Below are 13,951 nucleotides of genomic sequence, written 5' to 3' on the forward strand. Positions count from 1 at the left end.
TGAACCTGGCCGCCGTGCTGGTCACCGGCACGCTGGTGACGGCCGCCGGCCCGCACGCCGGTGATCGCAGCCCCACCCGCACGGTGCCGCGGCTCAAAGTCGAGGTCGACACCCTGGTGCACCTGCACTCGTCGCTGCTGATCGCCTACCTGGCCCTGTTGGTGGGGCTGGGCTTCGGGCTGCTGGCCGTGCGCGCCGCCCGGGCCGTGCTGGTGCGGCTCGCCGTGCTGCTCGCGCTGGTGTTCGCCCAGGCCGCCGTCGGCACCGCGCAGTACTACACCGGAGTCCCCGCCGTGCTGGTCGCCCTGCACGTGGCCGGGGCCGCGGCCTGCACCGCGGCCACCGCGGCGCTATGGGCGGCCATGCGAGAGCGGGCCCAGCCCGAGCCGCTCGCAGGCTGACTGCACCGCGACGGCGAACTGACGCTGGGCGATCTCGCGGGCCGCGGGGTCCAGCCGACGCCACCCCAGCGACGGCGCGACCAGATCCAGCGCCGCCACCCGGTCGCCGGCAAGGTCCACGCGCGCAACGAGCAGCTCCCGCGTGCTCACCCCGACGCGCCGCGCGGCCGACGTCAGCGCGGCGTGGCCCAGATCCCACGATTCGAACTCCGGCTCCACCGGCCAGGCGTGCGACCGTTCGCCGCCCACGAAGATCAACGACGCCCGCGCGACGGGCTGGTCGCGCTGCGTCGGCACGCCGTCGTCCTCGAGGTCGCGCAGATACCGCTCATCGAGGTTCCAAGCGATGGCGCCGGGCGGGTTGAGCAGGTGGCGGACTCGTCGGGTCCACGCCAGGAATTCGTCGCGTCGATCCCGGGCGTCCGCGCCGGCGCGCAATATCACCAGATCTGCGCTGGCGGTTTCCGGGTCGTCCCAAGGCAGCCAGCGCGCGTGCAGACCGCGTCGCCGCAGCGCCGCCACCAGACCGGCGTCGCCGGCCGCGCCGTCACCGGACCCCGCCAGCACGATGCGGGGATGGAAGACGTCCGGGCGAGCGAGCTTCATGCCCGGGCATGATAAGCGGATGCACGCAATCGAAGTCAGCGAGACCGGCGGCCCCGAGGTGCTGCGCTACGTCGATACGCCCCAGCCGGCCCCCGGGCCCGGCGAGGTGCTGATCAAGGCCGAGGCCATCGGCGTCAACTACATCGACACCTATTTCCGCTCCGGGCAGTACCCGCGCGAGTTGCCGTTCGTCCTCGGCTCGGAGCTGGCCGGAACCATCGAAGCCCTCGGCGACGGCGTCGACGGGTTGCGCGTCGGCGACCGCGTGGTCAGCGCCGCGGCGTCCGGTGGGTATGCCGAATATGCTACGGCCCCAGCGCATTTGACCGCCGAGGTGCCCGATGGCGTGACCGCCGACGTGGCGGCCTCGGCCCTGCTGAAGGGCCTGACCGCGCACTACCTGCTCAAGTCGGTGTATCCGGTGCAGGCGGGCGACACGGTGCTGGTGCACGCCGGCGCGGGCGGCGTCGGCCTGATCCTGACGCAGTGGGCCAAGCTGCTCGGGGCGCGGGTGATCACCACGGTCTCGACGCCGGAGAAGGAGCGGCTGTCCCGGCGGGCGGGCGCCGACGAGGTGCTCCCCTATCCCGAGGACGCAGCGGCGTTCGGCGAGCGGATCCGCTCGCTGACCGACGGCGCCGGGGTGGCCGCGGTGTACGACGGCGTGGGCGCGAGCACCTTCGACGCGAGCCTGGCCAGCCTGGCCGTCCGGGGCACGCTGGCGTTGTTCGGCGCGGCCAGCGGACCCGTTCCACCGTTCGACCCGCAGCGCCTCAACGCCGCCGGCTCGGTGTTGTTGACCCGGCCATCGCTGGCGCACTTCGTGCGCACCGGCCAGGAATTCAGTTGGCGCGCAGAGGAATTGTTCGCCGCGATCGCCGGCGGCGACATCACCGTCGAGGTCGGCGGGCGCTATCCGCTGGCCGAAGCGGCGCGCGCCCACCAGGACCTGCAGGGCCGCAAGACGGCGGGCTCGATCGTGCTGCTGCCCTAGATGATTCGAGCCGCTACGCGTGCGGGCAGAAGATTCCCAGAAGCTGCTGGCAATTGTCTCTATTGATGAGGCCCGGCGGCGGTGGTGGTGGCGGTGCCGGCGGGTTGTCGCCGTCCCAGATGTTTTGGGCGACATTGCCCTGTCCGAACCAGACGTAATAGTAGGTGTGGCAGACGTTGTTGTCCCAGACGACGGGGTTGGTGACATGGTTGCCGGTCGGCGGCAACGGTTGCCCGGGGCACCAGCGGCACGGCCCCTGGGGGTGGTCGTTGGGACAGCCGGGCCACGCGTCCAGCGGGATCGGCCCGGGCTGGGCTTCGGCGATACCCGTGGTGATGCCCATGTCGCAGAAGGACAGGCCGGCCGAAAGCAGCGTTCCGGCGACCAACGTCCTGACGATGCGGTTAGTTGCCATGCCTGAAGTGTGATCCCGTGGACCGGCTACCGATCCCAGATAAGAAATCAGTTCTCGAATTCGCCGGGTGCTGCGGTCACGGCACCGAGGCGACGCGAGTCGACGACCGGCTCAGAACAGGTGCGGCAGCCCGATGGCCGAGTCGATGGCGAGCGCGCAGAACACCACCGCCAAGTAGTTGTTCGACTGCAGGAACAACCGCAGCGGCCGGACCGGCTCGCCGGCGCGGACCCCGGCGTAGAGCTGGTGGGCCATCGCCAGGAACCACACCCCGGCCACCAGGGCGACCGCGGCGTACAGCCAGCCGGTCGCCAGCGCCAGCGCCAGCGTGGCCAGCACCGTCAGCCAGGTGTAGATCAGGATCTGCTTGGTCACCTGACGCTCGGTCGCCACGGCCGGCAGCATCGGCACGCCCGCCGCCTTGTAGTCGTCCTTGTAGCGCATCGCCAGCGCCCAGGTGTGCGGCGGCGTCCAGAAGAAGATGATCGCGAACATCACCAGCGCGGGCCAGCCGATGGTGCCCGTGACGGCAGACCAGCCGATCATCACCGGCATGCAGCCGGCGGCGCCGCCCCACACCACGTTCTGCGAGGTGCGGCGCTTGAGCAGCAGGGTGTAGACGAACACGTAGAACGCGATCGTGGCCAGGGCCAGCAGCCCGGACAACAGGTTGCTGGTCCACCACAGCCAAAAGAACGACGCCACCGTCAGCACCAGGCCGAGCACCAGCGCGTTGCGCGTGGGCACCGCGGCGCGCGCGAGCGGCCGGCGGGCCGTGCGCTTCATCACCTTGTCGATGTCGGCGTCGGCCACGCAGTTCAGCGTGTTGGCACCACCGGCGGCCAGCATCCCGCCGATCAGCGTGTTGACGATCAGCAGCGGGTTCACCGTGCCGCGCTGGGCCAGCAGCATGGCCGGGATCGCGGTGACGAGCAGCAGTTCGATGACCCGCGGCTTGGTCAGCGCCAGATAAGCCAGCACCGTGCCGTGTATCCGGCTTGGCAATCGGCTCGGCGCGACGCGCCCGCGAACGCTCACGCAATTACTCCTTGGGGTCGCAGCGGCGCGCAGCATCTACTACACACGATGGTAGACCGCGGTGTGGCGATGGCCCGCCCGCGGGTCGGTTCCCGCAGACTTTTCCCAGATTCGCGAACTGAATGTCAGGCACTTTCGACGGGCGCGTAATTTTCACACCTGCCGGCGGTGGGTACCCGAAATCCTGCGCTGCAAGAGCCGGCCCTCCCGCACTAGGGTGGGATTCATCAGCTCGATGACCCAAGGACTGAGTCTGTGACGACACTCGAAGAGATCTCCACGCTGACCCAACCGCACCTTCCCGACGACTGGTCCGAGCTCGACTCGGCCGCCGTCGACACCATCCGGGTGCTGGCCGCCGACGCGGTGCAAAAGGTCGGCAACGGCCATCCCGGGACGGCGATGAGCCTGGCGCCGCTGGCATACACCCTGTTTCAGCGGGCGATGGTCCACGATCCCAGCGACACCTACTGGCTGGGCCGCGACCGGTTCGTCCTGTCCTGCGGGCACAGCAGCCTGACGCTGTACCTGCAGCTGTACCTGGGCGGTTTTGGGCTGGAGCTGTCCGACATCGAATCGCTGCGCACCTGGGGGTCGAAGACCCCCGGGCATCCGGAATTCCGGCACACCAAGGGCGTGGAGATCACCACCGGACCACTGGGCCAGGGCCTGGCCTCGGCGGTGGGCATGGCGATGGCCGCGCGCTATGAGCGCGGGCTGTTCGATCCGGACGCCGCCCCGGGCACCAGCCCGTTCGACCACTTCATCTACGTGATCGCCTCCGACGGCGACATCGAAGAGGGCGTCACCTCGGAGGCCTCGTCGCTGGCGGCCGTCCAGCAGCTGGGCAACCTGATCGTCTTCTACGACCACAACGAGATCTCCATCGAGGACGACACCAACATCGCCCTGTGCGAGGACACCGCCGCGCGGTACCGCGCCTACGGCTGGCACGTGCAGGAGATCGAGGGCGGCGAAAACGTCGTCGCGATCGAGGAGGCCATCGCCAACGCGAAGGCGGCCACCGACCGGCCGTCGTTCATCTCGCTGCGCACCATCATCGGCTACCCCGCGCCCAAGCTGATGAACACCGGCAAGGCGCACGGCGCGGCACTGGGCGACGAGGAAGTCGCCGCCGTCAAGGAGATCCTCGGCTTCGACCCGGACAAGAAGTTCGAGGTGCGCGACGAGGTGCTCGCCCACACCCGCAAGCTGGTGGACCGCGGCAAGGAAGCCCACGAGAAGTGGCAGGCCGATTTCGACGCCTGGGCGCAGGCACAACCCGAACGCAAGGCGCTGCTGGACCGGTTGACCGCCGAGGAGCTGCCCGACGGCTGGGACGCCGACCTGCCGCGCTGGGAACCCGGCTCCGACCCGATCGCCACCCGCAAGGCCTCCAACGAAGTTCTCAACGCGCTCGGGCCGAAGCTGCCGGAGCTGTGGGGTGGTTCGGCCGACCTGGCGGGTAGCAACAACACCACCATCAAGGGCGCCGATTCCTTTGGGCCGCCGTCCATTTCGACCAAGGACTACACGGCGCACTGGTACGGCCGGACGTTGCACTTCGGTGTGCGCGAGCACGCGATGGGCGCCATCCTGTCCGGCATCGTCCTGCATGGACCCACCCGCGCCTACGGCGGCACCTTCCTGCAGTTCTCCGACTACATGCGGCCCGCGGTGCGGCTGGCCTCGTTGATGGACATCGACACGATCTACGTGTGGACCCACGACTCGATCGGCCTTGGCGAGGACGGCCCGACCCATCAGCCGATCGAGCACCTCGCGGCGCTGCGCGCCATCCCGAACCTCTCGGTGGTGCGCCCGGCCGACGCCAACGAGACGGCCTACGCCTGGCGCACGGTCCTGGCCCGCGGCAACGGCAGCGGCCCCGTCGGGCTGATGCTGACGCGCCAGAATGTGCCGGTGCTGGAGGGCACCAGCGCCGAGGGCGTCGCCCGGGGCGGCTATGTTCTAGGCTCGGACGGCGAGGAGCCCGGCCAAGAGCCAGACGTGGTGCTGATCGCGACCGGCTCGGAGGTCCAGCTCGCCGTTGATGCGCAGAAGTTGTTGGCGGACAAGGACATTGTGGCGCGGGTGGTCTCCATGCCGTGCGTCGAATGGTTCGAGTCCCAGCCGGAGGACTACCGCGACAGCGTGCTGCCGCCGACCGTATCGGCGCGGGTGGCCGTCGAGGCCGGGGTGGCCCAGTCCTGGCACAAGCTCGTCGGCGACACCGGCAGGATCGTCTCGATCGAACACTATGGCGAGTCCGCCGATTACAAAACGTTGTTCCGGGAATTCGGTTTCACCGCAGAAGCCGTCGCGGCCGCCGCGGAACAGGTAGTGGACAACTGAGAAAGGGCCTTTCAAATGACTCAGAACCCCAACCTCGCGGCGCTGTCCGCCGCGGGTGTATCCGTCTGGCTGGATGACTTGTCCCGACAGCGGCTGCAGTCGGGCAACCTGCAGGAGCTGATCGACACGAAAAGCGTTGTCGGCGTGACCACCAACCCGTCGATCTTCCAGAAGGCGCTCGCCGAGGGCGATGCGTACGAAGGCCAGATCGCCGAGTTGGCCGAGCGTGGCGCCGATGTGGACGCGACCATCCGCACCGTCACCACCGACGACGTGCGCAATGCGTGCGACGTGCTCAAGCGGGAGTGGGAGGCTTCCGACGGCGTCGACGGACGGGTGTCCATCGAGGTCGACCCTCGGCTGGCCGCCGAGACCGACAAGACCGTCGCCCAGGCCGTCGAGTTGTGGAAGATCGTCGACCGGCCCAACCTGTTCATCAAGATTCCGGCGACCAAGGCCGGCATTCCGGCGATCACCGCCGTTCTCGCGGAAGGCATTTCGGTCAACGTCACGTTGATCTTCTCCGTCGAGCGGCACCGCCAGGTGATGGACGCCTACCTGGCCGGCCTGGAGAAGGCCCGCGAGGCGGGCCACGACATCTCCAAGATCCATTCCGTCGCATCGTTTTTCGTGTCCCGGGTGGACACCGAGGTGGACAAGCGGCTGGAGAAGATCGGGTCCGACGACGCCAAGGCGCTGCTGGGCAAGGCCGGGGTGGCCAACGCGCGCCTGGCCTACGCGGCCTACCAGGAGGTGTTCGAGGGCGGCGATCGCTTCGAGTCGCTCAAGGCCGACGGCGCCCGGGTGCAGCGTCCGCTGTGGGCGTCCACCGGTGTGAAGAACCCCGACTACTCCGACACCCTCTACGTCACCGAGCTGGTGGCGCCCAACACGGTGAACACTATGCCGGAGAAGACGATTGACGCCGTCGCCGACCACGGTGAGATCAAGGGCGACACCGTCACCGGCACCGCCGGGGACGCCCAGGCGGTGTTCGACAAGCTGGACCAGATCGGCATCGATTTGACCGACGTCTTCAAGGTGCTCGAGAACGAGGGCGTGGAGAAGTTCGTGGATTCCTGGACCGAGCTGCTGGAAGAAACTCAGAAGCAGCTGGGTTCCGCCTCCAAATGAGCCCAGCCCGCACCGCGCAACAATGGCATAACCCGTTACGGGACAAGCGCGACAAGCGGCTCCCGCGGATCGCGGGGCCGTGCGGGATGGTGATCTTCGGCGTCACCGGCGACCTGGCCCGCAAGAAGGTCATGCCGGCCATCTACGACCTGGCCAATCGCGGTCTGCTGCCGCCCAGCTTCTCGCTGGTGGGCTTCGCCCGCCGGGATTGGAGCACCCAGGATTTCGGCAAGGTGGTGCACGAGGCCGTCAAGGAACACTGCCGCACGCCGTTCCGCCAGGAGAACTGGGACCGGCTGGCCGAGGGATTCCGTTTTGTCCCGGGCGCTTTCGACGACGACGAGGCGTTCGGCCGGCTGGCCGAGACCCTGGACAAGCTGGACGCCGAGCGCGGCACGGGCGGCAACCACGCCTTCTATCTGGCCATCCCGCCGAATTCCTTCCCGATGGTGTGTGAACAACTACACAAGTCCGGCCTGGCGCGCCCGCAGGGCGAGCGGTGGAGTCGGGTGGTCATCGAGAAACCGTTCGGCCACGATCTGGAGAGTGCCCAGGCCCTGAACAAAACCGTCAACAGTGTGTTCCCGGAGGAGTCGGTGTTCCGGATCGACCACTACCTGGGCAAGGAGACGGTCCGCAACATCCTGGCGCTGCGGTTCGCCAATCAGTTGTTCGACCCGATCTGGAACGCGCACTACGTCGACCACGTGCAGATCACCATGGCCGAGGACATCGGACTGGGCGGCCGGGCCGGCTATTACGACGGCATCGGCGCCGCGCGCGACGTCATTCAGAACCACCTGATGCAGCTGCTGGCGCTGACCGCGATGGAGGAGCCGGTCAGCTTCAGCCCCTCGGCGCTGCAGGCCGAGAAGATCAAAGTGCTCTCGGCCACCCACCTCGCCGAGCCCCTCGATGAGACGACCAGCCGCGGTCAGTACGCCGCCGGCTGGCAGGGCGGCGAGAAGGTGGTCGGGCTGCTCGACGAGGAAGGGTTCGCCAAGGACTCGACCACCGAGACGTTCGCCGCCATCACGCTCGAGGTGGACACCCGCCGCTGGGCGGGGGTGCCCTTCTACCTGCGTACCGGAAAACGCCTGGGCCGCAGGGTGACCGAGATCGCCCTGGTCTTCAAGCGGGCGCCGCACCTGCCGTTCGATGCCACCATGACCGACGAGCTGGGCACCAACGCCATGGTGATCCGGGTACAGCCCGACGAGGGCGTCACGCTGCGGTTCGGCTCCAAGGTGCCGGGCACCGCGATGGAGGTCCGCGACGTCAACATGGACTTCTCCTACGGTTCGGCGTTCGCCGAGGAGTCGCCGGAGGCCTACGAACAGTTGATCCTCGATGTGCTGCTCGGCGAGCCGTCCCTGTTTCCGGTGAACGAAGAGGTCGAATTGGCTTGGGACATACTCGATCCCGTGCTCAACAATTGGGCGGCGGACGGTAAGCCCGAACCGTACGAGTCGGGCACCTGGGGTCCGGACTCGGCGTTCGAGATGCTGCGGCGCACCGGCCGGGAATGGCGGCGCCCGTGATCATTGATATGGAAGACACCACCACCACGGCGGTCAACAAGAGGCTCGACGAACTGCGGGAAAGGGTCGGGGCCGTGGCGATGGGCCGGGTGCTGACGCTGATCATCGCGCCGGACAGCGAGGATATCCTCGAAGAGTCGCTGCAGGCGGCCAACGACGCCAGCCATGAGCACCCCAGCCGGATCATCGTGACGATGCGGGGCAATCCGTATGCGGACAAGCCGCGCCTGGATGCCCAGCTGCGCGCCGGCGGGGACACCGGCGCCAGCGAAGTCGTGGTGTTGCGGCTGTCCGGTGCGCTGTCCGGCCACGCCGCCAGCGTGGTCACGCCGTTCCTGCTGCCCGACATCCCGGTGGTGGTGTGGTGGCCCGACGTCGCGCCGACGGTACCCGCGCAAGACCCGTTGGGGCGGTTGGCGATTCGTCGCATCACCGACGCGACCAACGGGGTGGACCCGTTGGCGGCCATCAAGAGCCGGCTGCCCGGATACACCGCGGGTGACACCGACCTGGCCTGGGCGCGGATCACCTACTGGCGTGCGCTGCTCACCTCGGCGGTCGACCTGGCGCCGCACGAACCGATCGAGTCGGCGCTGGTGTCCGGTCTGGCGACCGAGCCCGCCCTGGACGTGCTGGCCGGGTGGCTGGCCAGCCGGATCGACGGCCCGGTGCGCCGGGCGGTCGGCGAACTCAAGATCGAACTGGAGCGCAAGAGCGAAACCATCGTCTTGAGCCGGCCGCAGGAAGGAAGGACGGCCACGTTGAGCCGGACGTCGCGACCGGACGCCCTACTCCCCTTGGCGCGCAGGGAAACCGGCGAGTGCCTCGCCGAAGACCTGCGGCGGCTGGACGCCGACGAGGTTTACCAATCAGCGCTCGAAGGGATCGAGAAAGTGCAATACGTGTGAGCACCAGCATCGAGATTTTCCCGGATAGCAAGACGATGGTCGAGGCCGCCGCCGCGCGGCTGACCGACACCATCGCGAACGCCGTTGCGGCCCGCGGCCGGGCGCTCATCGTGCTCACCGGCGGCGGCAACGGCATCGGGCTGCTGCAGTCGCTGGCCGGACGCGAGATCGACTGGTCAAAGGTGCATCTGTTCTGGGGCGACGAACGCTACGTCCCCGAGGACGACGACGAGCGCAACGACAAGCAGGCGCGGGCGGCGCTGCTCTCCCAGGTCGACATCCCGTCGAGCCAGGTGCACCCGATGCCGGCCAGCGACGGGGAATTCGGCAGCGATCTGGCCGCGGCGGCGCTGGCCTACGAGCAGTTGCTGGCCGCCAACGCCGAACCCGGCGAGCCGGTTCCGAACTTCGACGTGCACCTGCTGGGCATGGGACCCGAAGGCCACATCAACTCCCTGTTCCCCGACACCCCGGCCGTGCTCGAAACCACCCGGATGGTGGTGTCGGTCGACGACTCGCCCAAGCCGCCGCCGCAACGAATCACGTTGACGCTGCCCGCCATTGCGCGTTCTCGCGAAGTCTGGCTGCTGGTGTCCGGCGGCGGCAAGGCCGACGCGGTGGCCGCCGCCATCGGCGGCGCGGCACCGGTTTCGGTGCCGGCCGCCGGGGCGGTCGGGCTGGACACCACGCTGTGGCTGCTCGACGAGGACGCCGCGGCGAAGCTGCCGTCGGACACGTCCGCAGTCACGCGACACCAGGCGTGAGCTGGGCCGGTCGCTAAGAGACGGGGCATCCGTCCAGCCGCAGCGACAGTTCTGTCGACGCTCGGCTCAGCTGCACCGGAAAGTCTTGTGTGTCACCGTTACTCGCGACGACGAGGGTATGGCTGCCGGCGACCGGGCCGACGAGGTGGTAGTAGCCGTCGGCGCTTGACCGTCCGTGCGCGACCTGGCGACCGGCGTCGTCGACCAGCGTGAGTTCGGCGTCGGCAAGCGGCGCGGCGTCGACGCCACGCAGATGGCCGTACAGCACATTGCCCTCGGCCGACTCGACGATTTCCTCAGCGGCCTCGTCGTTTTCGTGTGCGGAGGGCACGTGGGCCCTGGCCACCAGGCCGTGCGCGGTGGCGAGCACCGGCAGGCCGAGGAACACCGCGCCTCCCGCAAGGTAGAACAGCGCCGCCTGACCGTAGTGAGCGGCCACGATTCCACCGAGCCACGGCGCGAGGCCGGCGCCGATGAACCGCACGAAGCTGTACGCCGCGGAGGCCGTGGGCCGCGGCACCGGCGATACCTGCATGACCGTGCTGGTGACCAGCGTGTTGTTCATTCCGATGAAGGCGCCGCTGGCTATCACGCAAGCGATCACCACGGGCGGGCGGGCGATCCACACTCCAATCGCCACCAAGTCCAGCGACATCAAGAACAGCGTCAGGTAGAGCGAGCGGGCGGTACCGAAGCGTCGCTGCGCCCACGGCGCGCAGAAGACCGCGAACACCGCGACGAGCAGGCCCCAGCCGAAAAACACCAAGCCCAGTTCGTGTATGCCGATCTTCATTGGATACGGCGAATAGCTCATGACGATGAAGAAGCCCGAGTTGTACAGCAGGGCGGCGACCGCGATGGTCGAAAGACCGCGATTGCGTAGCGCGTTGATCGGGTCCGCGATCCGCGCCCGCTCGGCCGGCAGTGGAGCCGGCGCAACCAACGTGAGCACGCAGATGAGGGCGACTCCCATGAGCGCGGCTACCCCGAAAAACGGCCCACGCCAACTGATCCCGCCAAGTGCGGCGCCCACCATCGGCCCCATCGCGATGCCGACACCCAGCGCGGCCTCATAGAGCACGATCGCGCCCGCGAAGCCACCGCTGGCCGCCCCCACGATGACCGCCAGCGAGGTGGCAATGAACAGCGCGTTGCCCAGACCCCACCCGGCCCGAAAACCTATGATTCCGTTCACTCCACCGGCGGCTCCGGCAAGGGCACTGAACACCACGATGATGACCAGTCCGACGACAAGCGTCAGCTTGGCGCCGATCCTGGAGGACACCCAGCCGGTGATCAGCATCGCCACCGCGGTGACCAGCAGGTAGCTGGTGAACAACAGCGAAATCTGCTCGGGTGTCGCGTGCAGCCGGCTCGCCATCGTCGGCAAGATCGGATCCACCAGACCGATGCCCATGAACGAGATCACACACGCGAAGGCAACGGCCCACACCGATCTCGGCTGACGCAGAAAGCCAGGCCCCCCGCGGGTTTTCGTCAACGCCATCCTCCTTCACGCCAGACGCGGGCAGAGATTTCGACAGGGAAATTAGATAGGAACCCTATCAAAATGGGAATGGTGACGCCTGCCACACCGGCTCGGCGCAGGGGTAATAATGACGGTCATGGCAGACAGAACCGCGCGCGGGGGGCAAGAGCGAAGCCGGATCAAGACGCTCACCCAGGCCGCGTTGAACGCCGACAAGACCGTGGAGCAGGTCGAAGACGTCCTCGACGGGTTGAGCATCACCATGAAGGAGCTGAGCAGTTCCCTGTCGGCCCTCAACGCCACGGTGGAACGCCTGGAAGCCGGCCTGGATCACCTGGACGGCACGATGACCAGCCTGGACGATCTGGCCAAGCGGCTGATCGTGCTGGTCGAGCCGGTGGAGGCCATCGTGGCGCGGGTCGACGACATGGTGCGGGTGGGCGAGACCATGATGTCTCCCCTGGCGATCACCGAGCACGCGGTGCGAGGTCTGGTGGACCGGCTGCGCAACCGGACCGTGCAGTAGGCGCCCGGCGGGACCTTCGATGGCCACGTTGCTGCTGCACCATTCCGCGTTCGCGGACCATCGGACCGCGCCCGGCCATCCGGAGCGACCGGACCGCTACCGCGCGGTGGCGGCGGCGCTGAGCCGGCCACAATTCGACACGCTGATGCGTGCGGAGGCCGAGCCGGCCGACCTCGCGACGACGCGCTATGTGCACTCCAATCGCTACGTGGACGCGTTGGAAGCCGCGCGGCCCGAAGACGGTTACGTCTACCTTGACGGCGGCGACACCATGATGGAGCCCTCGACCTGGGAGACGGCGCTGCGCGGGGTCGGCGCCACGCTGCAGGCCGTGGACGCGGTGCTGGCCGGTGACGCGCAGAACGCGTTCGTCGCGTGCCGGCCACCGGGCCACCACGCCGAGACCGAGCGCGCCATGGGTTTCTGCCTGTTCAACAACATCAGCATCGGCGCGCGGCACGCGCAGCGCAAACACGGGCTGACGCGCGTCGCCATCGTCGATTTCGACGTCCACCACGGCAACGGCACCCAGCAGATCTTCTACTCCGACCCCAGCGTGCTCTACGCGTCCACGCATCAGATGCCGCTGTTCCCCGGCACCGGTGCGATGCGAGAAACCGGGGTGGGCAACATCTTCAACGCGCCCCTTGCACCCGGTGACGGCGGGACCGAGCTGCGCGCGGCCTTCGAGGATCGGATACTGCCTGCGCTGCAAGGATTTTCGCCCGAGCTGATCATCGTGTCCGCCGGTTTCGACGCCCACGAACGCGATCCGCTCGGCTCGCTGACCATGACGGCCGACGACTTCGCCTGGGTCACCCGGGAATTGATGGCCTCGGCCGAAAGGCTGTGCGACGGGCGCCTGGTGGCGGTGCTCGAGGGCGGTTATGACCTGCAGGGCCTCACCGATTCGGTCATCGCGCACGTCGGCGAGCTGCTGAAGGGCTGAACCGACTCGCCCTCAGCGTCGATGCTCAGCGCGGGAAGTAGCGGCTGTCGTTGTCGACCGAATCGAAGATGTCCAGCGCGTGCTGGAATGGCCCCGACGTGATCCGCTGGTCGGTGGCATAGGAGTGGTCGAGCTGGAACACGACGCACAGCAGCAGACCCAGCAGCACCGCGACCGTGCTGGACACCACGACGTGACCGACGGTGCTGCCCAGCCGCAGGAAACCCGTAAACGCAACCAGCACAACCGCGCCGAAGATCAACCCCGCCCACATCAGGGGCGGGATCCGTGGCTTGGTGCCGACGATGCGTTCGTTGCGGTCGGAGGCCAATTCGCTCAACTGGTTGAGGAATTGCTGATTGATCGGCTTCGCCGCGACGTTGGGTTGCTGGCGGCCGACCGTGCGATACATCCGGGTGATCGCGGCGCGCGCGCCGTCGTTGCGCTGCTTGTTCCACTCCGGGCCGGCCACCGCGCCCGCGTATTTGCGTAACAGCTCCTGGATCTCGGTTCGCTCCGGTTCGGGCATGGCGACGGTTTGCCGGTACATCGTCGTCAGGGCCGACGCCTCAGCGGAGACGACGACCTGAGTGGACGAAAAGTGTTCCCAGGTGGCCACCACGGTGAACCCCAGCAGGGCGCCGTAGATGAAGCCGACGACGGTGAGGAACGAGGCGATCGCCGGATTGTGTTCCTTGCCGTTTCGCCGGCTCGGCAGGATGCGATTGCCCAGCCAGATGGAAGCCACCGCGATGGCGATCGCCACCGCCACGACCGAGGCCAGAAAGAGCCACAGGGGTAGTCCGGATCCGCTCACTGGTCTCCTCGGTC

At 68.1% G+C, this 13,951-nt stretch carries 12 protein-coding genes and 2 pseudogenes; 9 read left to right on the top strand and 5 right to left on the bottom strand.

The genetic code is table 11. The annotated features are described in order from the left end of the window. Window positions 1-401 (top strand): annotated as a pseudogene (locus A9W96_RS26960) (heme A synthase); the annotation flags it as partial. Here the strand turns inward: A9W96_RS26960 and A9W96_RS26965 are convergent. Next, a complete protein-coding gene (locus A9W96_RS26965; RefSeq protein ID WP_067144367.1) occupies window positions 351-1,007 on the bottom strand; it encodes a hypothetical protein in 657 nt (218 codons plus the stop codon). The pseudogene A9W96_RS26960 and the gene A9W96_RS26965 sit on opposite strands and share 51 nt — an antisense overlap. A 19-nt stretch (window positions 1,008-1,026) precedes the next feature. Here A9W96_RS26965 and A9W96_RS26970 point away from each other — a divergent pair, with 19 nt between their 5' ends. Next, the gene (locus tag A9W96_RS26970) at window positions 1,027-2,001 is read left to right on the top strand and encodes a quinone oxidoreductase (RefSeq protein WP_067144368.1); all 975 of its coding nucleotides are present in this window, start codon (window positions 1,027-1,029) and stop codon (window positions 1,999-2,001) included. Window positions 2,002-2,014: 13 nt separating this feature from the next. Here the strand turns inward: A9W96_RS26970 and A9W96_RS26975 are convergent, their stop codons facing one another. Then, window positions 2,015-2,416: a hypothetical protein gene (locus tag A9W96_RS26975; protein ID WP_066864471.1), complete on the bottom strand. Its 402-nt coding sequence runs from the start codon at window positions 2,414-2,416 to the stop codon at window positions 2,015-2,017. Window positions 2,417-2,527: 111 nt separating this feature from the next. Next, window positions 2,528-3,454, bottom strand: a complete 927-nt coding sequence (locus A9W96_RS26980) for a heme o synthase (protein WP_066864473.1) — start codon at window positions 3,452-3,454, stop codon at window positions 2,528-2,530. 255 nt (window positions 3,455-3,709) lie between these two features. On the opposite strand from A9W96_RS26980, the gene tkt reads away from it, so the two are divergent. From tkt to pgl, 5 genes are read left to right on the top strand one after another with little or no spacing between them, the layout of a single operon-like run. Next, window positions 3,710-5,809: a transketolase gene (tkt, locus tag A9W96_RS26985; protein WP_066879330.1), complete on the top strand. Its 2,100-nt coding sequence runs from the start codon at window positions 3,710-3,712 to the stop codon at window positions 5,807-5,809. 15 nt (window positions 5,810-5,824) lie between these two features. Next, window positions 5,825-6,943, top strand: coding sequence for a transaldolase (gene tal / locus A9W96_RS26990; RefSeq protein WP_066879332.1), 1,119 nt, complete (start codon window positions 5,825-5,827; stop codon window positions 6,941-6,943). Beyond that, window positions 6,940-8,484, top strand: a complete 1,545-nt coding sequence (zwf, locus tag A9W96_RS26995) for a glucose-6-phosphate dehydrogenase (protein ID WP_066864486.1) — start codon at window positions 6,940-6,942, stop codon at window positions 8,482-8,484. The genes tal and zwf overlap by 4 nt, the downstream gene beginning before the upstream one ends. Further along, window positions 8,481-9,392, top strand: a complete 912-nt coding sequence (gene opcA / locus A9W96_RS27000) for a glucose-6-phosphate dehydrogenase assembly protein OpcA (protein ID WP_066864529.1) — start codon at window positions 8,481-8,483, stop codon at window positions 9,390-9,392. Before zwf ends, opcA begins: the two co-directional genes overlap by 4 nt. Next, window positions 9,389-10,156, top strand: a complete 768-nt coding sequence (gene pgl, locus A9W96_RS27005) for a 6-phosphogluconolactonase (protein ID WP_066879335.1) — start codon at window positions 9,389-9,391, stop codon at window positions 10,154-10,156. The genes opcA and pgl overlap by 4 nt, the downstream gene beginning before the upstream one ends. A 274-nt stretch (window positions 10,157-10,430) precedes the next feature. Here pgl and A9W96_RS27010 read toward each other — a convergent pair. Beyond that, window positions 10,431-11,663: pseudogene (locus A9W96_RS27010) on the bottom strand (MFS transporter); the annotation flags it as partial. 109 nt (window positions 11,664-11,772) lie between these two features. Here A9W96_RS27010 and A9W96_RS27015 point away from each other — a divergent pair. Together A9W96_RS27015 and A9W96_RS27020 are read left to right on the top strand one after the other, a co-directional pair. Beyond that, on the top strand, window positions 11,773-12,171 hold the full coding sequence (locus A9W96_RS27015) for an ATPase (protein WP_066864498.1): 399 nt from the start codon (window positions 11,773-11,775) through the stop codon (window positions 12,169-12,171). Between the two features lie 19 nt (window positions 12,172-12,190). Next, window positions 12,191-13,120 carry a histone deacetylase family protein gene (locus A9W96_RS27020; RefSeq protein WP_067144369.1) on the top strand — a complete coding sequence of 310 codons (930 nt, stop codon included), beginning with the start codon at window positions 12,191-12,193 and terminating at the stop codon, window positions 13,118-13,120. A gap of 25 nt (window positions 13,121-13,145) precedes the next feature. On the opposite strand, the gene A9W96_RS27025 is transcribed toward A9W96_RS27020, so the two are convergent. After that, window positions 13,146-13,937, bottom strand: coding sequence for a DUF4239 domain-containing protein (locus A9W96_RS27025; RefSeq protein WP_066877360.1), 792 nt, complete (start codon window positions 13,935-13,937; stop codon window positions 13,146-13,148). Window positions 13,938-13,951: the final 14 nt, after the last annotated feature.

The sequence above is a fragment of the Mycobacterium sp. 1245852.3 genome (assembly GCF_001669335.1).
GTDB lineage: Bacteria > Actinomycetota > Actinomycetes > Mycobacteriales > Mycobacteriaceae > Mycobacterium > Mycobacterium europaeum_A.